Below are 23,041 nucleotides of genomic sequence, written 5' to 3' on the forward strand. Positions count from 1 at the left end.
CGCCTGAGCCGATGGCGGACGCCGCAAGAGTTGCAGTCTCGCGGCGTCCTGTTCAGGCGACGGATGACGTGATCCCTAGATCAGCGCCAGCGTGATGGTCAGCGACCACGCGCTGGCGTTTCTCGTCACCGTGATGGTGATGATCGGGAATCCGATCACATCGTTCACCCCCTCTCCGATCTGCCCACTCGAACGGCGGCGCCGGGCTAGCTCGCCGCAAGCCCGTCTGCCCACGGGCCGTCGCGATCGGAAAGGAGCCGCCTGAATCCCGGGACTATCCGATCCGCCCGGGCCCGCGGCAAGCAACCCAGGGGTGAGCCGCCAACCCTGTGCCGCCCGCGCAACAGCCCGGGGCCTGCCCGCAATTCACATGCGGCCCCGTCAGGCCCGTGCCCTGTCATGGCCAAGATTGTGAGCCAGGGGCTAGGGAAGACCGGACCGGGCGCATCGGCGTCCGGCCATCCGCGCGGGGCCATCAGCATCATGAAGCGCCAGACAGATCGGCTGACTCGACGGGCCTTCGTCCGCTTCGGCGCCCTGGTGGGGGCGGCGGGCCTCGCGCCGAGCCTCGGGGCCTGCGTGGCGGACGGCCTCGTCACCGGCGCGGTGGTGACGCCCGAGCGCCAATCGGCCCTCGACGTGATGCCGGTCCTGCTCGTCGCCACGACCCGCAAGCCCGTCGGCAGCCCGCCGAGATCGCCCTATTTCAACTCCGAGCGCGGCCGCGGCCTGAGCTTCGCCGAGGTGCGCCTGTCGCCCCCCGACCGCTCGCTCCTCGGCAAGGTCTCGGCCGTCGTCACGGGCGACTGGACCATCGGGGCGGTGCCCAAGGTCGAGTCCGGCGCCTCGGCGGCGGATGCCTTCGCGCAGGCGGCCCTCGGGCGCGACGTGCTGATCTACGTCCATGGCTACCGCGAGAGCTTCGAATCGGCGGCTGTCAGCGCGGCGCGCCTCTCGGACGGCATTCGCTTCCGCGGGGTCTCGGGCCTGTTCACCTGGCCCTCCGCGGCGGCGACCTTCGATTACGGCTATGACCGCGAGAGCGCGCTCTGGTCCCGCGACGCCTTCGAGGATCTGCTCAAGGCCCTGGCCAATTCGCCGAGCGGCGGGCGCATCAACATCGTAGCCCATTCCATGGGCACGCTGCTGACGCTGGAGACCCTGCGCATGCTGCGTGCGGAGGCCGGCGAGGCCGCGATGGCGCGCATCGGCGCGGTCGTGCTCGCGGCTCCCGACATCGACATCGACCTGTTCACCAAGGGGGTCGAGCGCCTCGGGCCCGACGTCCACAAGATCACGGTGATCTCCTCGACGAACGACCGGGCCCTCGAATTGTCGAGCACCATCGCGGGCGGGATCGTCCGGGCCGGCGCCGCCGACCGGGAGCGCCTGGAGGCCCTCGGCGTGCGCGTGGCCGATGCCTCCGATTACGGCGGCGGCCTGATCAACCACGACCTGTTCCTCTCGAATCCCGAGGTCCAGGGCGTGGTCAAGCGCGCGATCGCGCGGGGCGGCGGCGGCGCCTGAGGCGCCGCCCGGACCGGGGCGCGGCTCAGGCCGTGCGGGTCGTCATGGTCTGCGGCGGCTCGACCGCGCCCGGCAGCGCATCGGGAAGCGCCGCGAGCGCCGCGACTTCGTCGGCCCAGACCCGGAAGCCGACCAGGGCGTTCGGCCCGAAGGTGTGGGTGAGCGGCACGTCGGCGGCGTCGCGCCCGAAGGCCACCATCACGCGCCCGATCCGCGGCTGGTTGTTGCGCGGGTCGAAGACGTGCCAGCGCCCCCCGAGGAACACCTCCATCCAGGCCGCGAAATCGCCCGTCGCGTGCGGCTCCGGCTCGCCGATGAAGCTGACATAGCCGGTGCAGTAGCGCGTCGGCACGTTGAGGGCGCGGCAGAACGCGACGGCGAGGTGGGCGAAGTCCCGGCACACCCCGCGCCCGCCCGCATAGGCGTCCATCGCGGTCCGGTCCCGGTGCGAGAACGCGTACCCGAAGGTCACGTGCGCGTGTACGAAGTCGCAGACCGCTTGCACCCGCGACCAGCCGGGCGTGAGATGCCCGAAGAGCCGCCACGCCTCGTTCGAGAGGAGGTCCGATTCGCAGTAGCGGCTCGGCAGCAGGTAGAGCAGCGTCTCGGCCGGCAGGGCCTCGATGGCGTGCTGCTCGGCCTCGGGCTCGCCCGGGTCCGGCAGCCCGCCGTCCCGAATCACCACGTCGGTCCCGATCGTGAAGTTGCCCGCCGGCGCGACGAGGCGGCCGCACAGATTGCCGAAGCTGTCGCGGTAGGTCTCCACCAGGACCGGCGGCTCGGTCCTGAGCGCGTCGTCGCCCTCCAGGGCGGGCACCCGCGACGGATGCACGTTGAGCATGACGATCATCGGCGTCGGGTCGGGGAAGGCATAGCTCAGTTCGCACCCGAGCCTGATCCGCATGGGCTGTGGTCCTTCGTTGGTGAGGGGTGATCGCGCCCGCGGGCTCCTGCAAGGATTCCGCCGTTTCAGACGATGCGGGGATGACGAGCGCGTGACGATATCGGGCGCGGCCCGAGGGTTGGCGGGCCGTGCGTTCACCCCTACAGGGTCAGCGCGACAAACGCAGAGGGATTTCGACCGATGTTCACCCTTGAGATCGACGGCACGGCGGTGGCGGTCATCAACGGGACCGAGGAGGTCGCGCGCGACCTCTTCACCTGCGACGGCTTCAAGGAGGACATCCAGGCGATGACCACCGAGGGCCGTCCGCTCTGGAACGGCACCTCCGAGCTGAAGATCCGCCCGGCCACCGAGGACGAGGTCGAGATCTTCGAGGACGCGCTGGCCGAGGACGATGCGGACGCGGATTTCGAATCCGACCCGCGCCACGCGGATTCGAGCGACACGCAGGAGGACGAGGACGAGGCCGATATCGTCTTCCTGCTCGACATCGACGAGGACGACGACACCCTCGATTCCTGAGGGCTCAGCGCCCGCGGAGCCAGTCCGTCACCCCCGCGACCGAGCGGAAATCCTCGATCGCGTGGACCCGCGCGTCCGGGAGGGCGCTGCGCGCCATGGTGGCCAGCGCATGGCCCGGCCCGAGTTCCAGGACGGCGTCCGCGCCGTCCTCCCGGGCCGCCTCCAGGCAGGCGGCCCAATCGATCGTCCGCGAGATCTGCAGGGCGAGCTTCTCCAGCCCCGCCGCCGCGTCGAAGACCGGCGCGCCGTCGAGGCCGCTGAGCAGGCGCGGTCCCTCCCGCGGGCGCAGCCCGGGCGCCTCCGCCAGATTCTCGCGAAACCGCCCTGTCGCCGCCGCGATGAGCGGCGTGTGCGAGGGCGTATGCACGGGCAGCAAGACCGCGCGCTGGGCCCCGGCCGCCAGCGCCTCGGCGCAGAGGGCCTCGAGGGCCCCGCGCTCGCCCCCCACCACGACGCTGTCCTGCGCATTCCGGATCGCGAGGTGGCAGCCCCGCGCGCGCGCCATCGCGTCGATCCGTGCGACGGGAAGGCCCCGGATGCCCGCGAGCCCGTGGCCGGGCGCGGCCGCCGCGTCCATCGCCTCGGCCCGGGCGGCGGCGAGGCGCAGGACCGTCCCGGGCGCGAACCGCCCGGCGCAGCCCCAGGCGGCGAGATCGCCGATGCTGTAGCCCGCGACCACGACCCGCGCGGGCCGGGCCGCCGCCACGATCGTCCAGGCCGCGAGGCCCGCCGCGCAGACGAGGATCTGCCCGGTCCGGTTCTCGTGCAGGCGCGGGCCGCCGCTGCGGACGAGGTCGCGCGGATCCGCGCCGAGGAGCGGCGTCGCCTCGGCGAAGACCGTCTGCGCGGCCGGATGATCGGCGGTGAGGTCGAACATGCCCGCGTGCTGGCCGCCCTGGCCCGAGAGCAGCACCGCGAGCGTCACGCCGCGCCTCCCTCGACCGCGGCGACGAACAGCACCATCGCCAGAAGGTCCGCCGCGCCGCCCGGGCTGAGGTTCCGGGCCACGAAGGCGCGGTGGAGACGCTCCGTCCGCGCCCGCCAATCCGCCCGGGCGACGCCCCCCTCGGCGAGGAGGCGGCGGGCCTGCATCCGCGCGAAGGCGTAGCCCTCCGGGCCGCCCCGGTGCAGCAGGTTGGTGTCCTCCAGATGCGCGATCAGGGCGAGGCAGGCCTCGACCCGCGCGGCTTCCGGATCCTCCGGGCGCAGCGCCCGCCCGCGGCGATAGGCCGGCAGGCCGATCCCGTAGAGGGTCGGGAAGCCGGCGGCGGCCTCCGCCGGCGCCCCCCCGATCCCGTGGCGCCGCCGCGCCCGCGCCCCGGGCGCGTGCAGCAGCACCGGCCCGTCGAGGATGCCCGTTGCGTAGCGGGCCCGGACCAGGGCGCCGAGGGGGCCGATGGCGCGAGCGCGCGCCGGTTCCCCGGCGCTCCGGTCCGCGCTCGCCCGCGCCAGCCCCGTCGCCCCGGCGGCGGCGCAGAGAAGGCCGAGCCCGAAGATGGCGCCGCGATGGGTGTTCACGCCCCCGGTCGCCTCCCGCATGGCGGCCTCGGCCGTGAGGCCGATACGGCGGAGCCCCGGCATCGGCACCCCGGCCGCCCCGGCTTGGGCGAGGTCGGCGAAGAAGGGTTCGAGGGAAGCGGCGCTGGCCCGGAAGGTGCCCGCATCCATGTCGGCATGGCTGCCGCTGTCGATGTGGGAGACGAGGCCGGGCTTGGGATAGGTCTCGAGCTCGCCGCGTAGGCAGGAGACGGCCAGCCGGGCGATGGAATCGGCTTGGCCGGGCTCGATGGAACCGGGCGCGATGAGCGCGGAGCCCGCGAGGGCCGGCCGGGCCGGGGCCGTCGCACTCATGCGGCCTCTCCGGCGTAGCCCAGCGCGCGGGCCGCGCAGAGGGCGAGGCCGTCGCGGTGCTTGGTCAGCACCGTGTCGTCCGGGGAGGCGGCGTGCAATTCGCGCCAGTTCACCCCCCGCCCGTCCGGCAGGACGATCTCGCCGTCGAGGCGCATCGGCGCCGCCTGCTCGATCGCCGCGAGGGCATCGAGCAGGCGGCGGTCGATCGCGCCGGCGACGGGCCAGAGCAGGTCGAGGTCGGAGGTGTCGGAGAGATAGGCGAGGCCGGTGAGGTGCTGCCAGAGCAGGCCGCCGAACACGCGCGGCGCGACGCCGTGGCGGCGCCCGAGGGCGTCGAGGGCCGCGAGCGTCGGGCGCCAGGCTTCCGGTGCCGTCCCGCTGGCCTGCGCCAGGGCGACGGGCGGGCGCGGCCGCACCGCCGCGGCGGGCAGGCCGAGGCCGATGCGGCGCTTGCCCTCCGCGGGCGGCAGGGGCAGGCCGACCGGAACGGCGCCGGCCGCCTCGCCCGGGTTGCGCCGGCGCAGGATCACCGGCCAGCCCCGCTGGGCCCAATCCGCCACGCGCGGCACCCCCGCGAGGTCGGGCCGCGCCGCGAGCGCGGCGGCCCAGGCGTCCGGCTCCAGGTCGAGCAGGTCGTGGCGCCGGCGGGGCTCGGGCCGGAGCGGGTCAGGCAAGGCTTGCGTCCCGCACCACCTGCGCGGCGATCTCCTGCGCCACCGGGCGGCCGGCCCGCGACCGCCCGAGGGCGTCGCGGGTGTCGCTCTCCGGCATCGCGTCGATCAGGGCCGTGATCTGGGGGCCGAGCGGTTGCCCTGGGTCGAGCACGGCCTGCACGGCGCCGGTCTGCACCATGTTGTCGAGGCCGGGCGCGAAGACCGGCGTGTCCTTGGCCATGGCTTCGAGCCGCTCGAGGGGCAGCTTGGTGACCCGGGCGACCGAGGGCAGGTCCATCACGCTCGGATGCGCGCCGGGGAGCCCCACGAGGACCCGGGTGGCGAGCGCGGTGGCGATGAAGGCGCCGGCCGCCGTGTGGCCGTAGACGAGGCCCACCGTCGGGTGCCCGCTGGCATCGGCCAGCAGCAGCGCCTTGGCGAGATGGGCCAGGTACTCGTTGAGGCCGAGGAGCTCGTCGCGCCGGCTCATGCGCTGGCTGTCGGAATCGATGGCCACGAGGATCGGCGTGCCGCCGCCCCGGCGCAGCACGTCGAGGACGTGACGGCTGAGCCGGGCCGCCCCCTCGACCCCGAGGGGCGTGTTGGCGTCGATGCCGATCACCGCGAGGCGGCCGGTCCCGAACGGGCCGTCGCCGCTCACGAGCCCGTCCGCCACCGAGACCGCGTGGCCGTCGGGGAAGAGCGAGGCCAGGATCTCAGCGAGCGTCATGGGTGGTCTCCCCGAGTTGGGTCAGCAGGGCGTCGAACTCCGCCGTGGTCATGGCCGGGATCGCGGCCGGGTCGTTGGCCCCGAGCCTCGCCCAGATCTCCGTGCCGTCGCGGCAATCGCCGAAGCGCGCGATCCGGGTTTCCAGGCGGGCCTGCTCGGCCTCGAGCGTCGCGAGGTCGAAGGCCGGCGCGGTCCCGATCAACCGGAGCGCCGCCGCCCGGAAGGCCGCCACCGTGTCGTCCACGAAGGCGTCCGCCCCGCCCGTGAGGCGGCGGTGCTTGCCCCCCATGGTGCGCCAGACGAGGGCCCGGTCGCGCGAATCGAATTCCTCCGCGCCCTTGTTGGTCTCGATCACCTCCGGGCCCGAGACGCTGATGCGCCCGCCCTCCGACACCGCGAGCCGCGAGCAGGTGCCGGCGATGAGGCCGCCGCCGCCGTAGCAGCCGGCGCGCCCGCCGATCAGGCCGATCACCGGCACGCCCGCCGCGCGCACCTGCGCGATCGCCCGCATCACCTCGGCGATGGCGGTCTCGCCGGCATTGGCCTCCTGCAGGCGCACGCCGCCGGTGTCGAACAGGATCAGGACGGCGGCGGGCTTGCGGGCCAGGGCCGCGCGCAAGAGCCCCACGAGCTTGGCGCCGTGCACCTCGCCGAAGGCGCCGCCCATGAAGCGGCCCTCCTGCGCGGCCACGAGCACGGCCTGCCCGTCGAGCCGGCCGGCGCCCACGATCATCCCGTCGTCGAAGGCGCGCGGCAGGTCGAACAGGGGCAGGTGCGGGCTCATCCGGCGCTGCTCGGGGCCGATGAACTCGCGGAAAGTCCCGGCATCGAGAAGCCCGTCGAGGCGGGCGCGGGCGCTCGCCTCGTACCAGCTCGCCGCGCCGGGGTCGGTCATCCGGTCGCTCACGTCAGACCTCCATCAGCCGGGCGCCCTGCAGGAGGCGCAGGGACACGGTGTCGGGGCGGGCCCCCCCGTCATTGACCGTGATGCGGATCCCGCCGGGCTGGGCACGCGCCACGAAATCCGCCACCACCGCCTCCCAGACGTCGCCGTAGCCGTTGATCGGCGTCTCGATCTCGACCGTGCAGGCATCGGGCGCGAGCGTGCGCTCGAGCAGCACTTCGAGGTTGCCGGAGGCCACCACACCGGTGATCGCCTGGGCCTTCGCGCCGGCGAGCGGCGCCTTGGTGGTGTGCCGGAAGGTCAGCTTTTCCATAGCTCAGGACTCCTGGGTTCCGGTCCGCGCCGGGACACCATCATGCGCCTCCCTGCGGGAGGCGTGCGCCCCGTGTGGGAGACATGCGCGCCCGTGCGGAAGACGTGCGCGCCCGTGCGGGAGAGCGGATGCGCGCCGGGGCGGACGCGCCGCGTTTCGGCGGTGAGCGGCATCGCCCGCGATCCTCACCAGTTGCGGAACTTCGCCGGCGGCTCGTAGAGGCCGCCCGACCAGTGCACGAGGTCCTTGATCGACCGCGCCGCGAGCAGCGAGCGGTCGGCGTCGAGGGGCTCGATGCCGAGATCCTCCGGGCGGCGCACGATGCCCCGCGCGCGCAGCCGCTCCACCATGGCGCGGTCGCGCCCGCGCCCGACCTCGGTGTAGCCCGCCACGCCGCGGATCGCCTGCTCGCGCTCGTCGGCGCTGCGGCAGAGGAGGAGGTTCGCGATGCCCTCCTCCGTGACGATGTGGGTGACGTCGTCGGCGTAGACCATCACGGGGGCGAGTTCGAGCTTGAGCGTCTTGGCGAGTTCGAGGGCGTCGAGCTTCTCCACGAAGGCCGGGACCAGCTTCTCCCCGAAGGTCTCGACGATCTGCACCACGAGCTTGCGCCCGCGCATCAGGGCCGGATCGCCGGTGATCTGCGCCTCGCGGCCCGCCTTCATCCAGGTGTCGGAGGGGTGGCGGCGCCCGTGCGGGTCCGAGCCCATGTTGGGCGCGCCGCCGAAGCCCGCCACCCGCGCCTGGGTGACGGTCGAGGAATGGCCCATCAGGTCGATCTGCAGCGTCGAGCCGATGAAGAGGTCGCAGGCGTAGAGCCCGGCCGTCTGGCAGAAGGCCCGGTTCGAGCGGAGCGACCCGTCCGCGCCGGTGAAGAACACGTCCGGCCGCTCGCGGATGTAGCGGTCCATGCCGACTTCCGAGCCGAAGCAATGGACCTGCTGCACCCAGCCCGACTCGATCGCCGGGATCAGGGTCGGGTGCGGGTTGAGCGCCCAGTGGGTGGCGATCTTGCCCTTCAGCCCGAGCCGCTCGGCATAGGTCGGCAGCAGCAACTCGATCGCGGCCGTGCCGAAGCCGATGCCGTGGTTGAGGCGGCGGATGCCGTACTCGGCATAGATCCCCTTGATCGCCATCATGGCCATCAGGATCTGCGTCTCCGTCATGGCGGCCGGGTCGCGGGTGAAGAGCGGCTCCACGTAGAAGGGCTTGTCGGCCTCGACCACGAAGTCGATCCGGTCGCCCGGGATGTCGACCCGGGGGACGCGCTCGACGATCTCGTTGACCTGCGCCACCACGACGCCGTTCTTGAAGGCGGTGGCCTCGACGACGGTCGGCGTGTCCTCGGTGTTCGGCCCCGTATAGAGGTTGCCCTCCCGGTCCGCCGAGACGCCCGCGATCAGCGCCACGTTCGGCGTCAGGTCGACGAAGTAGCGGGCGAACAGCTCCAGGTAGGTGTGCACCGCCCCGAGCTCGATCTGGCCGCCATAGAGCATCCGGGCGATGCGGGCGCCCTGCGGTCCCGAATACGAGTAGTCGAGCCGCTTCGCGATGCCCTGCTCGAAGATGTCGAGATGCTCGGGCAGCACGATGCCGGACTGGACCATGTGCAGGTCGTGCACGCGGGCCGGATCGCACTGGCTCAGGCCCCTGGCGAGGCAATCGGCCTGTTTCTGGTTGTCGCCCTCGAGGCAGACCCGGTCGCCGGGGCGCAGGACCGCCTCCAGGAGGTCGACCACGGCGGAGGCCGCCACGACCTTGCCGGCCGCGTGCGCCCGCCCCGCCTCGATCCGCGCGTCGCGGGCTGCCCGCTCCTGACGCCAGCCGGTCATCCGATCCGCTCCCTGGTTGGGCTCCGCATATGCGGGACGGCTCTCGAGAGCCCCCGCCGCATACGGAATGTGCGCTTCTTCACGAAGTTGTATATCGGCTTGCCGAAAAGTCAACACCAAGTATACTCAAAGCCAATAAAAACGAATCAAGGGATACAGGAAGGAAGCGCCTCATGCCGTACGCATACACAACGCGCGCCGGAGCCGTATGGGTTCTCGCCGCAAACCCGCGCATCGGGGGCGGACGATGACCATCTTCGGCGTCGCGCTCCTCGCCCTCTGCACCCTGGTCGGGGTCTATCTCGGCGATCTCCTCGGGGTCGCCCTCGGCGTGAAGGCCAATGTCGGCGGCGTCGGCCTCGCCATGATCCTGCTGATCGCCGCCCGCGTCTGGATGCTCCGGACCGGCCGGCTCGGCCACGGCACCAAGCTCGGCGTCGAGTTCTGGGCGACGATGTACATCCCCATCGTGGTCGCGATGGCGGCCCAGCAGAACGTGGTGGCGGCGGTGAGCGGCGGCCCGATCGTCATCATCGCGGCCACCGGCTCGCTGCTGATCTGCTTCGCCTTCGTGGCCCTCCTCGGCCGGATCGGCCGGCGCAGCGATGCGACGAGCCCCGAGGTCGAGCATGGCGGCTCGGTCATCGGCGGAGACACCGACGGCGAGCCGGTGCGGCCCATCACCGCCACCACGCCCGCCCTCGCGACGGACCGGAGGTGAGCGCGATGCTGCACATGATCGAGCACGTCTTCGTCGAGCAGAGCCTCGTCACCGCCTTCGCGGCGGTCGGCGCGCTGATGCTGATCTCGAACTTCGTCGGAAAGCGCCTGACCCGCGGGCGCGTCCACGGCTCCGCCATCGCCATCGTGCTCGGGCTCGTCCTCGCCTATGTGGGCGGGCGCGTCACGGGCGGGCAGAAGGGCGTCGCCGACATTCCGGCGCTCGCCGGAATCGGCCTGATGGGCGGCGCCATGCTGCGGGACTTCGCCATCGTGGCCACCGCCTTCGAGGTGGACGTGATCGAGGCGCGCCGGGCCGGCATCCTCGGCGTGGTGGCGCTGGCGCTCGGCACCGTGCTGCCCTTCATCGTCGGGGCGCTGACCGCGATGGCCTTCGGCTACCACGACGCGGTCTCGATCACGACAATCGGGGCGGGCGCCGTCACCTACATCGTCGGCCCCGTGACGGGGGCGGCCCTGGGGGCCGATTCCACCGTCATGGCCCTGTCGATCGCCACCGGGGTGACCAAGGCCGTGATGGTGATGGTGGGCACGCCCCTGGTGGCGCGGCTGATCGGCCTCGACAACCCGCGCTCGGCCATGGCCTTCGGCGGCCTGATGGGGACGGTGAGCGGCGTCGCGGGCGGGCTCGCCGCCACCGACCCCAAGCTCGTGCCCTACGGCGCATTGACGGCGACCTTCCACACCGGCATCGGCTGCCTGGTCGGCCCGTCGCTGTTCTTCCTGATCGTGCGGGCCCTGGTGGGATGAGGTGAGCCCCGCCGCACGTTCTCTGACGGGGAGGCGGGCCTGCGCGCCGCGGCTCCCCCGGCGGGACGGCGGCGCGGGATGTCGGGGGGACACCATGGATGGGATTGTCGAGGGGCGCGGCCTCCTCTCGGACCAGATCCGCAACGCGCTGACGGACGAGATCGCGGCCGGCACGCTCGCGGCCGGCATCGCCCTCGACGAGCAGGAGCTCGCCGACCGCTTCGGCGCCTCGCGCACCCCCGTCCGCGAGGCCCTGCGCCAGCTCGCCTTCAGCGGCCTCGTGGAGGTGCGCCCCCGGCGCGGCGTCGTCGTCACCCGGATGACGCCCGAGCGCATCATGGACATGTTCGAGACCACCGCCGAGGTCGAGGCCATGTGCGTGCGCCTCGCCACCTACCGGATGACCCCGCTGGAGCGCAGCGCGCTCCTGGACCTGCACGAGCGCTCGGGCAGCCTCGTCCAGGCGGGTGATTTCGACGCCTACGACGCCCTCAACCGCAGTTTCCACGAGGCCCTGTACCGGGCGACCCATAACGGCTTCATGGCCGAGCAGGCGCTCGCGATCCGCACCCGCCTCTCGGCCTTCCGCCGCACGCAGCTGCGCCAGGGCGAGCGCATCCGCCGCTCCCGCGCCGAGCACGGGGAGATCCTGGCCGCCATCGCGGAGGGGGACGGCGAGGCGGCGGCCCGGCGCATGCGCGCCCACATGCTCAACGCCGCGAGCGCGCTCGGCCGCTACGTCGCCGAGCATACCGGGGATTGATCGCCGCGCGCCGCCCGCTCAAGATACATCCTGCACTTGTGGCGCATCCTGCGCTTGCGGCGCGCCTTGAGCGCGCGACGCGCCGGGATCCCCGCTCTCGATCGTGCCCAGAAGCTCGCGCAGGAGCGGCCCGACCGCGCGCAGCTCGGTGCGGTGGGCCGCGCTGAGGCCCCGCAGCACCGCCTCCGCCTTTCCGGTGAGCGCCAGTTCGAGCCGGCGGCGGTCGACGGCCGAGGGCGCGCGGGTGACGAGGTCCGCCGCGGCGAGACGGTCCGCCAGCTCGGCCGCCGTATGGGGGGCGATGAGCAGGCTCTCGGCCAACTGCCCGACGCTGACGGGCGGCTCCGCGCCCTTGATCGCCAGCAGCGCCTGGTGCTGCTGCGGCGGCAGGCCGGCCTGCTGCGCCGCCGCCTTGCTGAAGGCGAGGAAGCGCCGCAGCGCCTGGCGGAAGGCCGCGAGCGCCGCGTAATCGGCCTGCGTCAGCGCCTCGTCCTGGCTCGCGGCCATCGTGGGACCCCTCCTGCCTGACATCCCGGTCGCGGCCGGGTCCTGTCGCAACGCCCCGCCGGGGGCGGCGGCTCCGCTGCGTCGAGCCGCGTCCACGGCCCTCGTATCACCGAAACGCCCCGCCCTTGATTGTATCGTAATACGATATAAATCCGGCGTCTGAGGCGCCGCGTTCCGCGATGAAGCCTGGGCGACGAACGGGAGCAGAGGAACGACATGACGATGGGAACGGGGGCGGATCGCGGGGCGGCCTCGCCGCGCGGGGCGCTCGGCGACTTCACGGCCGACCGGCGCGTCCTGATCCTCGCCGCCATGGCGGTGGTGATCGGGTCCGGGGGTGCGCTCGCGGCCTACGGGCTCGTGAAGCTCATCGCCCTCGTGTCGAATCTCGTCTGGCTCGGCCGCCTCGGCACGCAGCCGGTCGATTTCGCGAGCGTCGCGCGCTCACCCTGGATGGTGGCAGCCCCGGTGCTCGGCGGCCTCGCCATCGGCCTGATGGCGCGCTTCGGCTCGGAGAAGATCCGCGGCCACGGCATTCCGGAGGCGATCGAGGCGATCCTGATCGGGCGCAGCCGCATGTCCCCGAAGGTCGCGGTGCTCAAGCCCGTCTCCTCCGCGATCTCGATCGGCACCGGCGGCCCGTTCGGCGCCGAGGGGCCGATCATCATGACGGGGGGCGCCATCGGCTCGCTCTTCGCGCAGTTCTTCCATCTCAGCGCGGCGGAGCGGAAGACGCTCCTCGTCGCGGGCGCGGCCGCCGGCATGACGGCGATCTTCGGGACGCCGGTGGCCGCCGTTCTCCTGGCGGTCGAGTTGCTGCTCTTCGAGTGGAAGCCGCGCAGCTTCATTCCGGTCGCGGTGGCCTGCACCCTCGCCACCGCGTGGCGGCCCTTCCTGTTCGAGGCCGGCCCGCTCTTCCCCTTCGCGGCGAACCTGTCCCTGTCGCCGCAGCTCTTCGGGCTCGCGATCCTGGTCGGCATCGTGGCGGGCCTGCAATCGGGCCTCCTGACGATGCTGCTCTATCGGGCCGAGGACGCGTTCGAGCGGCTGCCCCTCCACTGGATGTGGTGGCCGGCGCTGGGCGGCCTCGTCGTGGGCCTCGGCGGCCTGATCGAGCCGCGGGCGCTCGGCGTCGGCTACGACGTGATCGGCGATCTCCTGAACGGGCACCTCGTCCTCGGCGCGGCCGCCGCGATCCTGATCGTGAAGGCCGCGATCTGGCTCGTGGCGCTGGCCTCCGGTACCTCGGGCGGCGTGCTGGCGCCGCTCCTGATCCTCGGCGGCACGCTCGGCTATGTCGAGGGCGCCGTGCTTCCGGGCACGCCGGGCTTCTGGGCCTTGATCGGCATGGCGGCGATGATGGGCGGCACCATGCGGGCGCCGCTCACCGGCGCCCTCTTCGCGGTGGAGCTGACCGGCGACATCCACGCCCTCGCCCCCCTCGTCGCGGCGACGACCGCGGCCTACGCCGTGACGGTGCTCCTCCTCAAGCGCTCGATCCTGACCGAGAAGATCGCCCGGCGGGGTGTCCACATCACCCGCGAATACGCGATCGACCCGTTCGAGCTGACCCGGGTCTCGGCCATCATGGTCCGGGAGGTCGAGACCCTGCGGGCGGAGATGCCGGTGGAGGAGGCTCTGCGCTTCTTCTCGACCAATGCCCCGCGCCACCGGGCCTATCCGGTCGTGGACCAGGATCGCGTGCCGGTGGGCCTCGTCACGCTGCGGGATCTGATGGGCTGGCAGCGGGCGGGCGGCGCGATCGCCGGAAGCCTCGCGGAGCTCGTCTCCGACGCGGCCCTGCCGCTCGTGCATCCGGACGACACCGTGGGCCACCTCGCCGACCTGATGGTCACGGGCGACCACGGGCGCGTCCCGGTGGTCGAGCCCGGGAGCCGGCGCCTCGTCGGGCTCGTGGCGCGCAAGGACCTGCTGCGCGTGCGCGAGGCGAGCGGGCATCTGGAGCGGCGCCGCGAGCGCTTCTACCGCCGCCGGGTCCGGACGCGCCGCGGCCTCGGTGCCGCGGCGCCCGAGGCTCAGCTCAGCACGACAACCTTGGTGCCGACCGCGACGCGGCCGTAGAGGTCGATCACGTCCTGGTTGATCATCCGGATGCAGCCCGACGAGACGCTGTGGCCGATCGAGGTCGGCTCCAGCGTCCCGTGGATGCGGTAGAGCGTGTCCTTGTTGTCCTGCCACAGGTAGAGCGCGCGGGCGCCGAGCGGGTTGCGGGTGCCGCCCTCGACGCCGACGCCGCTCTGGAGCTTGGTCACCTCGCGGGCGAGCTTCGGGGTGCGGGCGATCATCTCTTTGGGCGGATACCAGTCCGGCCAGGCCTGCTTCGAGTTGATGGTCGAGATGCCCGACCAGGAGAAGCCCTGCTTGCCGACGCCGACGCCGTAGCGGCGGGCCCGGCCGCCCGGCTGCACCAGGAAGAGGTGGTGGGCGCGCGGATCGATCACGATCGTGCCGGGCTCGTGACGGCCCGGATAGGACACCTCCTGGCGCAGGAAGACCGGGTTGGCCTTCTTCCAGTTGAACGCCTGGACCGGGAAGGGATCGTCGGTGACCGCCGCATAGGCGCGGGCGTAGTCGATCGGGCCGTCATCGACGGGCCGCTCGACCACCGGGCGCTGCGCCGGCCGGCCCGGCTGGCTGTCCGGGGGCAGGGTCTCGTCGAGGGCGCGCCGGCGCGGCGGCTCGGTCTCGGTGCCGGGCACCGGGCGCCCGTAGGATTCGCGGCCCGAATACGGGACGTACTGCCCGCCCCGGCGGCGATAGAGGGCGCCGTTCTCGTCGCGGTAGAGCCGGTCGTCGTCGTAGCCGCCGAACCCGTCGATCGCGTCGGGCGGGAGCGGCCCGCCCTGCTGCGCGAGGCCGGAGAGCGTGGATCTGAGGAGCGCGAGGCCGGTCATCGAGCCGGTGAGGACCGTGCGGCGCGTCAGTCTGGAGATGGGATTCGAGCTGGACATGGGTTTCGAGACGTCCCTTCGAGCCCTGCCAGTCATCGGATGGAACAGGCCGGGGCTTGATCTTCGGCCGGACCGCCCAGGGGCGGCCAAGCTCGCGTTGAACACGCTCCTAGCAAAGTTGAGGGCTCCGCGTCACGTCTCGGGATCTGCATAGCGGGGTCGCAGGATCACGCGCGGCCCCGCCTTCGAAAGATGGTCGACGAAGTGTCAACGCGGCCGGGGCCCGGTGCCTCAGCTTTCGCCGGGCGCCTCTTCACCATTCCGGGGGAGATCGTGGGAAAACCGCGTTCCGCCGATTGCCGAATGCTGGGACCGGGCGCATATCGCCGGGGCTGCGCCCCCTCGATTCTCGGATTTTTACCGTGCCGGTTCTCCTGTCTCGGCCCTTCCGCGCGCTCGGACTCGCGTCCGCGGCGTTCTGCCTGCTGGCGATTCCCGCCGAGGCGCGCCGGGCCACGCCGGCGGCCTCCGAGACCGAGCCGGCCGGGGCCCAGGCGGGCGCCGCGCCGCCCGGGGTCGCCTGGACCTCCGGCGAGGCCCAGGCCCCGAACTGCACCCGCTTCCGGCGCAAGCTCTGGCAATCGGGCGAGGGCTGGGTGGTCAAGACTGTCTCGACCTGCCGCTGAGCCGCGAGGCTCCGAGCCGGGGACGGCACCCGCCGCGTTGCGCGGCGATCTCACCGCATCGCCTGATTCCTGGGCAATCGTGCCTTGCGCTGCAGCAAGGGCCGGGTCGCGGCCCGGCGCGGCATCCGCCATTCTGATCCGCCTGGCCCGGTCGCCCCCCGGTCCCGAGGGCGACCCCGGCCCGCAGGGCGAGCGAAGCCGCGCGAAGGCTGGCACGCTTGCTGCAAGGCACAAGGCGTCGCCCCTGGGCGGCGCGCGGGGCAACGGCGCTCCGCATGCGGACGGTGTGAGTCCGGACCCCCGGAACGAGCGGTCGCCGAGAGGCCGGCCGCGCACGAGACGAGCACCCCCATGGCCAGTTTCAAGACCGTGATGAAGTCGGGGCACCCCCCGACCCTGTTCTCCGCCTTCCTGTACTTCGATTTCTGCTTCGCGATCTGGGTCCTGAACGGCGCGATGGGCCCGTTCATCACCGAGACCTACGGGCTCACCCCGGCCCAGACCGGCTTCATGATCTCGCTGCCGATCCTGGCCGGCGCGATCATGCGCTTCCCCCTCGGCGTCCTCGCCCAGTATATCGGCCGCAAGAACGCGGCGATCACCGAGATGAGCCTCATCATCGCCGCGATGGCCTTCGGGTTCTTCCTGGTGCACTCGTTCAACGACGTGCTCGCCATGGGCGTGCTGCTCGGCATCGCGGGCGCCTCCTTCGGCGTCGCCCTGTCGCTCGGCTCCGGCTGGTTTCCGCCCGAGCACAAGGGCCTCGCCATGGGCATCGCGGGTGCCGGCAATTCCGGCACGGTGCTGGCCGTCCTGTTCGCGCCCCCGCTCGCCCAGGCCTATGGCTGGCAGGCGGTCTACGGGTTTGCCGGGATCGTGATGCTGATCCCCCTCGTGGTGATGATCGTCTTCGCCAAGGAGCCGCCGGACCGCGAGCACCAATCCTTCAAGCAGCACGTCGCCTGCCTGTTCGAGAAGGACGGCTGGGCCTTCAGCCTCGTCTACATCATCACTTTCGGGGGCTTCATCGGCCTGTCGAACTTCCTGCCGACCTTCTTCTACGAGCAATTCGCCGTCACCAAGGTCGAGGCCGGGCGCCTCACCATGCTGGCGGCCATCATGGGCTCGGGCATCCGCATCCTCGGCGGCTACTTCGCCGACCGGGTCGGCGGCATCCTGGTCCTGTCGGTGGTACTGCTCGCCGCGATCGGCTCCTTCCTGCTCCTGACGGCGGCGCCCTCCCTCGCGCTCACCACGATCCTGTTCATGCTCTGCTTCGCAGCCCTCGGGGCCGGCAACGGGGCCCTGTTCCAGCTCGTGCCCCTGCGCTGGCCCTCCAACACGGCGGTGGCCGGCTCGATGATCGGCGAGGTCGGGGCGCTCGGCGGCGCCATCCTGCCGAACGTGATGGGCCTCTCGAAGCAGTATACGGGCTCCTTCGCGGTCGGCTTCGTCGCCTACGCGGTCATCGCCGCATTGGTGCTCGGCTGCCTCTTCGTCTGGCAGCGCAAATGGGTCGGCACTTGGGTCGGCCCCCGGGGCAAGGTTCTCGATCCCGCGGCCAGCGCGCTCGCCCCGCAGGGCCGGCTCGAGCCCGCCCCGGTCTGAGCGCCCGGACGTGAGCCGCGCGGGGGCCTGGGTCCCCGCGCGCGATGCATGACCCGCGGGCACGCGCGGCCGGCGCCCTTGCCAGCCGCCCTTGTCAGCCGCGCTTGTCAGCCCGCCGCGCCCATGCTCAATCCGCCCCATGTCCGATCCGAGCAGCCCGGCCCCGCGCCAGACCAAGCGCTTCGAGCAGAAGCGCGGAGCGATCCTCGACGCCGCCGCCAAGCGCTTCAACGAGCGGGGCATCCGCGGCACCTCGCTCGCCGACGTCTCGGGCAGCGTCGGATTGATGACGAACTCGATCACCTATTACTACCGCCGCAAGGAGGACCTCGCGGCGGCCTGTTTCCTGGCCAAGATCGCGTGGCTCGACGCGCTGATCGCCGAGGCCGAGGCGGCGCCCGATCCGGAGGCGCGCCTGCGCCTGTTCCTCGACCGCTATTGCCGCGGGCTCGCCGCCATGGCGACGGGGGAGCGCCCGGCCCTGATCCGCTTCCACGACGTGCGGGCCCTGCCGAGCCCGCAGGCCGAGACGGTGTTCTCGGCCTACAACGCCTTCTTCCGCCGCATGCGCGCGCTCTGCCTGGAGGCGGATGCGGTCGCGGGCCTCGACCGGAACGCGCGCAACACCCGCACGCATCTCCTGGTCTCCGTGGTGCAGACCATGCGGGTCTGGATCGACCGCTACGAGCCGGCCGATTACCCCCGCGTCGGCGCCCGCGTGGCCGACCTCGTCCTCAACGGGCTCGCGGCCCCCGGCAGCGCCTGGCCGCCGCGGCTCGACCTCGCCCTGCCGGCCTCCGAATGGGCGCCGACGGACGCGTTCCTGCGCGCCGCCACCATCCTGATCAACGAGCAGGGCTATCGCGGCGCCTCGGTCGAGAAGATCTCGGCGCATCTGCGCGTCACCAAGGGCTCGTTCTACCACCACAACGACAACAAGGACGACCTCGTCGCCAATTGCTTCGCCCGCACCTTCGAGCGGATCCGGCGCACCCAGGATGCCGCCGAGGCCGCCGGCGGCACCGGCTGGGAGCGGCTGGGGGCCGCCACCGCCACCCTGGTGGCCCACCAGCTCTCCGAGGCCGGCCCGCTCCTGCGCTGGATCGCGGTCGGCGCCTTGCCGGACGGGCTGCGGGCGGACGTGACCCGCACGATGCACCAGCTCTGGGAGCGCGTCGCGTTCCCGATCGCCGACGGCATCGCGGACGGCTCGATCCGCCCCTGCGATCCCTCCATCGCCGCGCAGGTGGTCAACAGCACGATCGACGCCGCCTCGGAGCTCGACCGCTGGTCCAAGGACATCGACGCGGCCGGCGCGCAGGCGAACTACGTCTATCCCCTGCTCGCCGGCCTCTACGCGCCGCCCCCGGGCTGAGGCGCGGACGCGCCAGCGCCTCGGGCGTCAGATCGGGTTGCAGCCCATGCCGTTCCGGCGCGCGTTCTCGATGCAGTGCGTCTTGCCCTCGTAGGGTTCCGTCGACGCGCCGACGATCCGGCTATTGGAGGCTGTCCGGCGCCAGCGCCAGCCGTCACGATTCTTATAGATCTCCCATGTGTCGCCGTTGGTGTCCTTACAGGTGCCCATCGTGCCCCCCTACGCTCGATTGCAAACTCTAGGTTTGCAAAGACAACTTAGTGAGTGTTTTCTCGCGATCAATCACCTGCATTCGCCTATCCCCAGCGCCGACAGCCTCCGTCCGCAGGGGCGCCCGCAACATCCGTGCTGCGGGACGATCCGAACTGCACCTGCGGAGCGCCGTGGCGTGCACCGCGCCCCCGTCTCCAAGCGCTGACCCCATGCATCGGCGGGGGATTGCGCAGGGGCCGAAAGCCTGAAAACACGCGTCCTTCGGTTGCAATCGCCTTCGATGTCCAGATAATGAATTCAATATACGAGAGGCGGCCGGCCGTGACGGCGCCGCCCTCGCCCGGCGAGCATCCCGAACGGGAGCGGCCGAGGCGCGATAAGCCGGGACAAACCGGCGTGATGGTTGGAAACGAAAGGGAAGGCTCATGATGAAGCGCCTGAGCGCGACGAACAGCGTGCTGTTCCTGCTCTGCCTGATGTACTTCATTACCTATCTGGACCGGGTGAACATCGCGACGGCGGGCTCGGTGATCAGCCAGGATCTCGGCCTCTCGAACACGCAGTTCGGCCTGATCCTCTCGGCCTTCGCCTACCCGTACGCGATCTTCCAGGTCATCGGCGGCTCGGTCGGCGACCGGTTCGGGGCGCGCCGCACGCTCCTCGTCTGCGGCATGATCTGGGCGGCGGCGACCATCCTGACCGGCCTCGTCGGCGGCCTCGTCAGCCTGTTCCTGGCCCGCGTCCTCCTGGGCTTCGGCGAGGGCGCCACCTTCCCGACCGCGACCCGCGCCATGCAGAACTGGACGGAGCCGGGCAAGCGCGGCTTCGCGCAGGGCATCACCCACGCCTTCGCGCGCCTCGGCAACGCCGTCGCGCCGCCGATCGTCGCCTTCCTGATCTACCATGTGGGCTGGCGCTACAGCTTCGTCGTGCTCGGAGCCCTGAGCTTCATCTGGGTGGTGGTCTGGTACCTCTATTTCCGGGACGATCCGTCCGACCACAAGCGCATCACCCAGGCCGAGCTCGACGTGCTGCCCCCGCCCCGCAAGGTCGGCGCCAAGCAATCCGTGCCGTGGGGCCGCCTGACGAAGCGCATCCTGCCCGTGACGGTGACCTATTTCTGCTACGGCTGGACCCTGTGGCTGTTCCTCGGCTGGCTGCCGACCTTCTTCAAGCAGAGCTACGGCCTCGATTTGAAGAACTCGGCGCTGTTCGCCTCGGGCGTGTTCTTCGCGGGCGTCATCGGCGACACCCTGGGCGGCGTCCTCAGCGACGGCATCCTCAAGCGCACCGGCAGCATCAAGCTCGCCCGGCTCTCCGTCATCGTGGTGGGCTTCCTCGGCGCGGCCGCGAGCCTCACGGGCGTGTTCTTCACCCACGACCTCACCGCGGTGGCGCTGCTCCTGTCCTCCGGCTTCTTCTTCGCGGAGCTCGTGATCGGCCCGATCTGGTCGGTGCCGATGGACATCGCGCCGAAATATGCCGGCACGGCGAGCGGCCTGATGAACACGGGCTCGGCGGTGGCCGCGATCGTGTCGCCGATCGTGTTCGGCCTCGTGGTCGACATGACGGGCGACTGGACGCTGCCCTTCGCGGGCTCGATCGGCCTCTGCCTCCTGGGCGCCGGGCTCGCCTTCACCATGCATCCCGAGCACCCCTTCCTGGAGGAGGGCGGCGAGGTGATGCCGCCCCTGCCCGGGGCGGCGGCGGCGACCCGCTGAGGGCCCGGCCGATGCGGGACAACGCTCAGAAGCGCGGCGGCCCCCTGGCGGGCGTGCGGGTCATCGAGCTCGCCCACATCATGGCGGGCCCGGTCTGCGGGCTGATGCTCGGCGACATGGGCGCCGAGGTCATCAAGGTGGAGAAGATCGACGGCGGCGACGACACCCGCCGCTCGGTCCCCCCGGCGCTCGAGGGCGAGAGCGCCGCCTACCTGATGATGAACCGCGGCAAAGAGGGCATCGCCCTCGATCTCAAGGCGCCCGAGGGCAAGGCGGTCCTGCGCCGCCTCCTCGGCGGGGCCGACATCCTGATCGAGAACTACCGGGCCGGCACGATGGAGCGCCTCGGCCTCGGCTACGACAGCCTCAAGGCCGAGTTCCCGGGCCTGATCTACGCCTCGCTCTCGGGCTTCGGCCGCTCCGGCCCCTACGCGGACCGGGCCGGGTTCGACCTCGTGGCGCAGGGCATGAGCGGGCTCATGAGCGTCACCGGCGAGGGGCCGGGCCGGCCGCCGATGAAGTGCGGCCCCCCCGTCACCGACATCACGGCCGGCATCCTGGCGGCCATGGGGGTGCTCGCCGCCTACACGCACCGGCTGAAGACCGGCGAGGGGCAGGTGGTCGACACCTCCCTGTTCGAGGCCGGCATCACCCTGACCTACTGGCAATCGGCGATCAGCATGGCGACCGGGCTGCCGCCGGGGCCGATGGGCTCGGCCCACCCGCTAAACGCCCCCTACGAGGCCTTCGAGACCGCCGACGGCTGGATCACCATCGGGGCGGCGAACCAGACGAACTGGCTGCGCCTCCTCGAGGTCCTGGGCGCCGAGGATCTGGCGAGCGACCCCCGCTTCGGCCAGAACCGCGACCGCATGGCCAACCGCGAGGCCCTGGCGGCCGCGCTCAGCCCCCATTTCCGGAGCGCGCCTTCGGCCGATTGGCTGGCCCGCCTCGAGGCCGGCGGCGTGCCGGCCGGGCCCGTCCTCGACGTGGCCGCCATGCACGCGGATCCGCAGGCGCTCGCCCGCGAGATGGTGGTGGAGGTCGACCACACCCGCATCGGCCCGATGCGGACGCTCGGCCTGCCGGTCAAGTTCTCCCAGACCCCGGGCCGGGTCCATGGGCCGGCGCCGCTCCTGGGCGAGCACAGCCGCGCCATCCTGCGCGGCGCCGGCTACGCGGAGGACGCCATCGACGACCTGATCGCGCGCGGCGTCGTGCGCGAGACCCTGGCGTGATAGGGCTCGGCCCGACCCTTCCCGGCCCGCGGGAGAGCCTTGCGAGCCGCACAGCGAAAGATCCCGCGATGAGCGCCGACCCCGCCACCGACGAGCTTCTGTTCACCCAGGACGCGGCCGGCATCGCCCGCATCGTCCTGAACCGGCCGCAGGCGCGCAACGCCCTCACCTTCGCGATGTACGAGGGCCTGATCACCCTCGCGGGCAAGATCGAGGCGGATGCCGGGATCAAGGCGGTGATCATCACGGGGGCGGGCGAGAAGGCCTTCGCGGCCGGCACCGACATCGCCCAGTTCCGCAGCTTCACGACGCCCGAGGACGCGCTGGGCTACGAGCGCTTCATGGACCGGGTGCTCGGGAGCCTGGAGCGCCTGCGCGTGCCGACCATCGCGGCGATCGCGGGCGCCTGCACGGGCGGCGGCGCGGCGATCGCGGCGGCCTGCGACCTGCGGATCGCCACGCGCGACGCCCGCTTCGGCTTCCCCATCGCCCGCACCCTCGGCAATTGCCTGTCGCAGGGCAACCTGAACCGGCTCTCGGGCCTGATCGGCCCCGCCCGCGTCAAGGACATCCTGTTCACCGCCCGCCTCGTCGGCGCCGAGGAGGCCCTCGCCATCGGCCTCGCCAGCGAGGTGGTGGCGGACGCCCCCGCCCTCGAGGCCCGCGCCACCGAACTCGCGACGCTTCTGGCCGGCCACGCCCCGCTCACCCTCCAGGCCACCAAGGAGGGCCTGCGCCGCCTGCAGGAGGGCGACGCGGGCGCGGGCGAGGACCTCATCCTGCAATGCTACATGAGCCAGGATTTCCGCGAGGGCATGGAGGCGTTCCTGGCCAAGCGCCCGCCGCGCTGGACGGGGCGCTGAGGCGCCGCGGTTCCTGCTCCGCACGCTTGCTCCTGACCTGAAACGCGAGGCGGCCCGGACCGCCTTGGTCCGGGCCGCCTCGCGCACATCGGGGCGTGCTACCGGGTCGTCGGCAGCAGCACGTTCGGCAGCCACATGGCGATGCCGGGGACGAGGCAGAGGATCAGGATCGCCACCGCCATCAGGATCACGAAGGGAAGCGTGCCCCAGATGATGTCCGAGAGCGGGATGTCGGGGGCGATGTTCTTGATCACGAAGATGTTGAGGCCCACCGGCGGGTGGATCAGGCCCATCTCCATGGTGATGGTCATCACGACGCCGAACCAGACGAGGTCGAAGCCGGCGGCCTTGAGCGGCGGCAGGATGATGGGTGCCGTCATCAGGATGATCGAGACCGGCGGCAGGAAGAAGCCCAGCACGATCACCAT

At 72.1% G+C, this 23,041-nt stretch carries 24 protein-coding genes; 12 read left to right on the plus strand and 12 right to left on the minus strand.

The annotated features are described in order from the left end of the window. Positions 1–483 precede the first annotated feature (483 nt). Positions 484–1,527, plus strand: coding sequence for an alpha/beta hydrolase (locus F6X53_RS21165; protein ID WP_151002363.1), 1,044 nt, complete (start codon positions 484–486; stop codon positions 1,525–1,527). A 25-nt stretch (positions 1,528–1,552) separates the two neighbouring features. Here the strand turns inward: F6X53_RS21165 and F6X53_RS21170 are convergent, their stop codons facing one another. Further along, on the minus strand, positions 1,553–2,431 hold the full coding sequence (locus F6X53_RS21170; RefSeq protein WP_151002305.1) for a transglutaminase-like domain-containing protein: 879 nt from the start codon (positions 2,429–2,431) through the stop codon (positions 1,553–1,555). 180 nt (positions 2,432–2,611) lie between these two features. Between F6X53_RS21170 and F6X53_RS21175 the strand changes: the two genes are divergently transcribed. After that, on the plus strand, positions 2,612–2,953 hold the full coding sequence (locus tag F6X53_RS21175) for a hypothetical protein (protein ID WP_151002307.1): 342 nt from the start codon (positions 2,612–2,614) through the stop codon (positions 2,951–2,953). 4 nt (positions 2,954–2,957) lie between these two features. On the opposite strand, the gene F6X53_RS21180 is transcribed toward F6X53_RS21175, so the two are convergent. The 7 genes from F6X53_RS21180 to mdcA form a co-directional block, all read right to left on the minus strand. Then, a complete protein-coding gene (locus F6X53_RS21180; RefSeq protein ID WP_151002309.1) occupies positions 2,958–3,878 on the minus strand; it encodes an acyltransferase domain-containing protein in 921 nt (306 codons plus the stop codon). Next, positions 3,875–4,804: a triphosphoribosyl-dephospho-CoA synthase MdcB gene (gene mdcB, locus F6X53_RS21185; RefSeq protein ID WP_151002311.1), complete on the minus strand. Its 930-nt coding sequence runs from the start codon at positions 4,802–4,804 to the stop codon at positions 3,875–3,877. The genes F6X53_RS21180 and mdcB overlap by 4 nt, the downstream gene beginning before the upstream one ends. After that, complete coding sequence (mdcG, locus tag F6X53_RS21190; protein WP_151002325.1) at positions 4,801–5,478, minus strand: malonate decarboxylase holo-[acyl-carrier-protein] synthase; 678 nt, start codon at positions 5,476–5,478, stop codon at positions 4,801–4,803. Before mdcG ends, mdcB begins: the two co-directional genes overlap by 4 nt. After that, positions 5,471–6,187: a biotin-independent malonate decarboxylase subunit gamma gene (gene mdcE, locus F6X53_RS21195; RefSeq protein ID WP_151002327.1), complete on the minus strand. Its 717-nt coding sequence runs from the start codon at positions 6,185–6,187 to the stop codon at positions 5,471–5,473. The genes mdcG and mdcE overlap by 8 nt, the downstream gene beginning before the upstream one ends. Next, positions 6,174–7,094: a biotin-independent malonate decarboxylase subunit beta gene (locus F6X53_RS21200; RefSeq protein WP_151002330.1), complete on the minus strand. Its 921-nt coding sequence runs from the start codon at positions 7,092–7,094 to the stop codon at positions 6,174–6,176. The genes mdcE and F6X53_RS21200 overlap by 14 nt, the downstream gene beginning before the upstream one ends. A gap of 1 nt (position 7,095) precedes the next feature. Beyond that, the gene (gene mdcC / locus F6X53_RS21205; protein ID WP_151002332.1) at positions 7,096–7,404 is read right to left on the minus strand and encodes a malonate decarboxylase acyl carrier protein; all 309 of its coding nucleotides are present in this window, start codon (positions 7,402–7,404) and stop codon (positions 7,096–7,098) included. Positions 7,405–7,589: 185 nt separating this feature from the next. Then, a complete protein-coding gene (gene mdcA / locus F6X53_RS21210; protein WP_151002334.1) occupies positions 7,590–9,236 on the minus strand; it encodes a malonate decarboxylase subunit alpha in 1,647 nt (548 codons plus the stop codon). A 247-nt stretch (positions 9,237–9,483) separates the two neighbouring features. On the opposite strand from mdcA, the gene madL reads away from it, so the two are divergent. From madL to F6X53_RS21225, 3 genes are all read left to right on the plus strand, one after another. Then, positions 9,484–9,957 carry a malonate transporter subunit MadL gene (madL, locus tag F6X53_RS21215; protein ID WP_151002336.1) on the plus strand — a complete coding sequence of 158 codons (474 nt, stop codon included), beginning with the start codon at positions 9,484–9,486 and terminating at the stop codon, positions 9,955–9,957. 5 nt (positions 9,958–9,962) lie between these two features. After that, positions 9,963–10,727, plus strand: a complete 765-nt coding sequence (gene madM, locus F6X53_RS21220) for a malonate transporter subunit MadM (RefSeq protein WP_151002338.1) — start codon at positions 9,963–9,965, stop codon at positions 10,725–10,727. 94 nt (positions 10,728–10,821) lie between these two features. Beyond that, complete coding sequence (locus F6X53_RS21225) at positions 10,822–11,490, plus strand: GntR family transcriptional regulator (RefSeq protein ID WP_151002339.1); 669 nt, start codon at positions 10,822–10,824, stop codon at positions 11,488–11,490. A gap of 18 nt (positions 11,491–11,508) precedes the next feature. On the opposite strand, the gene F6X53_RS21230 is transcribed toward F6X53_RS21225, so the two are convergent. Beyond that, the gene (locus tag F6X53_RS21230; protein ID WP_151002340.1) at positions 11,509–11,997 is read right to left on the minus strand and encodes a MarR family winged helix-turn-helix transcriptional regulator; all 489 of its coding nucleotides are present in this window, start codon (positions 11,995–11,997) and stop codon (positions 11,509–11,511) included. Between the two features lie 216 nt (positions 11,998–12,213). On the opposite strand from F6X53_RS21230, the gene F6X53_RS21235 reads away from it, so the two are divergent. Continuing rightward, on the plus strand, positions 12,214–14,079 hold the full coding sequence (locus tag F6X53_RS21235) for a chloride channel protein (RefSeq protein WP_151002341.1): 1,866 nt from the start codon (positions 12,214–12,216) through the stop codon (positions 14,077–14,079). Here F6X53_RS21235 and F6X53_RS21240 read toward each other — a convergent pair. Next, entirely contained in the window at positions 14,034–14,969 is a 936-nt protein-coding gene (locus F6X53_RS21240; protein WP_238296773.1) for a L,D-transpeptidase, read from the minus strand. The genes F6X53_RS21235 and F6X53_RS21240 overlap by 46 nt on opposite strands. A 362-nt stretch (positions 14,970–15,331) precedes the next feature. On the opposite strand from F6X53_RS21240, the gene F6X53_RS21245 reads away from it, so the two are divergent. From F6X53_RS21245 to F6X53_RS21255, 3 genes are all read left to right on the plus strand, one after another. Further along, positions 15,332–15,595: a hypothetical protein gene (locus tag F6X53_RS21245; RefSeq protein WP_151002342.1), complete on the plus strand. Its 264-nt coding sequence runs from the start codon at positions 15,332–15,334 to the stop codon at positions 15,593–15,595. A gap of 351 nt (positions 15,596–15,946) precedes the next feature. After that, positions 15,947–17,203, plus strand: a complete 1,257-nt coding sequence (locus tag F6X53_RS21250) for a nitrate/nitrite transporter (protein WP_151002343.1) — start codon at positions 15,947–15,949, stop codon at positions 17,201–17,203. A 139-nt stretch (positions 17,204–17,342) separates the two neighbouring features. Continuing rightward, positions 17,343–18,578 carry a TetR/AcrR family transcriptional regulator gene (locus tag F6X53_RS21255; protein ID WP_151002344.1) on the plus strand — a complete coding sequence of 412 codons (1,236 nt, stop codon included), beginning with the start codon at positions 17,343–17,345 and terminating at the stop codon, positions 18,576–18,578. A 27-nt stretch (positions 18,579–18,605) separates the two neighbouring features. Here the strand turns inward: F6X53_RS21255 and F6X53_RS21260 are convergent, their stop codons facing one another. Then, entirely contained in the window at positions 18,606–18,788 is a 183-nt protein-coding gene (locus tag F6X53_RS21260; protein ID WP_151002345.1) for a YegP family protein, read from the minus strand. A gap of 428 nt (positions 18,789–19,216) precedes the next feature. Between F6X53_RS21260 and F6X53_RS21265 the strand changes: the two genes are divergently transcribed. The 3 genes from F6X53_RS21265 (at position 19,217) to F6X53_RS21275 (ending at position 22,613) form a co-directional block, all read left to right on the plus strand. Next, the gene (locus F6X53_RS21265; protein ID WP_151002346.1) at positions 19,217–20,512 is read left to right on the plus strand and encodes an MFS transporter; all 1,296 of its coding nucleotides are present in this window, start codon (positions 19,217–19,219) and stop codon (positions 20,510–20,512) included. Positions 20,513–20,523: 11 nt separating this feature from the next. Then, positions 20,524–21,750, plus strand: coding sequence for a CaiB/BaiF CoA transferase family protein (locus F6X53_RS21270; RefSeq protein ID WP_151002347.1), 1,227 nt, complete (start codon positions 20,524–20,526; stop codon positions 21,748–21,750). A 68-nt stretch (positions 21,751–21,818) separates the two neighbouring features. Beyond that, on the plus strand, positions 21,819–22,613 hold the full coding sequence (locus tag F6X53_RS21275; RefSeq protein WP_151002348.1) for an enoyl-CoA hydratase/isomerase family protein: 795 nt from the start codon (positions 21,819–21,821) through the stop codon (positions 22,611–22,613). Positions 22,614–22,711: 98 nt separating this feature from the next. On the opposite strand, the gene F6X53_RS21280 is transcribed toward F6X53_RS21275, so the two are convergent. Continuing rightward, positions 22,712–23,041 (minus strand): TRAP transporter large permease subunit (locus tag F6X53_RS21280; RefSeq protein ID WP_151002349.1); only part of this gene is annotated, 330 nt, incomplete at its 5' end.

It is taken from the genome of Methylobacterium soli (assembly GCF_008806385.1).
GTDB lineage: Bacteria > Pseudomonadota > Alphaproteobacteria > Rhizobiales > Beijerinckiaceae > Methylobacterium > Methylobacterium soli.

Coding starts and splice junctions, on each gene's coding strand:
- F6X53_RS21275 (WP_151002348.1), top strand. CDS start 21,819: ATGAGCGCCGACCCCGCCACCGACGAGCTTCTGTTCACCCAGGACGCG.
- madL (WP_151002336.1), top strand. CDS start 9,484: ATGACCATCTTCGGCGTCGCGCTCCTCGCCCTCTGCACCCTGGTCGGG.
- F6X53_RS21270 (WP_151002347.1), top strand. CDS start 20,524: ATGCGGGACAACGCTCAGAAGCGCGGCGGCCCCCTGGCGGGCGTGCGG.
- F6X53_RS21175 (WP_151002307.1), top strand. CDS start 2,612: ATGTTCACCCTTGAGATCGACGGCACGGCGGTGGCGGTCATCAACGGG.
- mdcA (WP_151002334.1), bottom strand. CDS start 9,236: ATGACCGGCTGGCGTCAGGAGCGGGCAGCCCGCGACGCGCGGATCGAG.
- F6X53_RS21235 (WP_151002341.1), top strand. CDS start 12,214: ATGACGATGGGAACGGGGGCGGATCGCGGGGCGGCCTCGCCGCGCGGG.
- F6X53_RS21165 (WP_151002363.1), top strand. CDS start 484: ATGAAGCGCCAGACAGATCGGCTGACTCGACGGGCCTTCGTCCGCTTC.
- F6X53_RS21260 (WP_151002345.1), bottom strand. CDS start 18,788: ATGGGCACCTGTAAGGACACCAACGGCGACACATGGGAGATCTATAAG.
- F6X53_RS21265 (WP_151002346.1), top strand. CDS start 19,217: ATGATGAAGCGCCTGAGCGCGACGAACAGCGTGCTGTTCCTGCTCTGC.
- F6X53_RS21225 (WP_151002339.1), top strand. CDS start 10,822: ATGGATGGGATTGTCGAGGGGCGCGGCCTCCTCTCGGACCAGATCCGC.
- madM (WP_151002338.1), top strand. CDS start 9,963: ATGCTGCACATGATCGAGCACGTCTTCGTCGAGCAGAGCCTCGTCACC.
- mdcC (WP_151002332.1), bottom strand. CDS start 7,404: ATGGAAAAGCTGACCTTCCGGCACACCACCAAGGCGCCGCTCGCCGGC.
- F6X53_RS21250 (WP_151002343.1), top strand. CDS start 15,947: ATGGCCAGTTTCAAGACCGTGATGAAGTCGGGGCACCCCCCGACCCTG.
- F6X53_RS21170 (WP_151002305.1), bottom strand. CDS start 2,431: ATGCGGATCAGGCTCGGGTGCGAACTGAGCTATGCCTTCCCCGACCCG.
- mdcB (WP_151002311.1), bottom strand. CDS start 4,804: ATGAGTGCGACGGCCCCGGCCCGGCCGGCCCTCGCGGGCTCCGCGCTC.
- mdcE (WP_151002327.1), bottom strand. CDS start 6,187: ATGACGCTCGCTGAGATCCTGGCCTCGCTCTTCCCCGACGGCCACGCG.
- F6X53_RS21230 (WP_151002340.1), bottom strand. CDS start 11,997: ATGGCCGCGAGCCAGGACGAGGCGCTGACGCAGGCCGATTACGCGGCG.
- F6X53_RS21255 (WP_151002344.1), top strand. CDS start 17,343: ATGTCCGATCCGAGCAGCCCGGCCCCGCGCCAGACCAAGCGCTTCGAG.
- F6X53_RS21240 (WP_238296773.1), bottom strand. CDS start 14,969: ATGTCCAGCTCGAATCCCATCTCCAGACTGACGCGCCGCACGGTCCTC.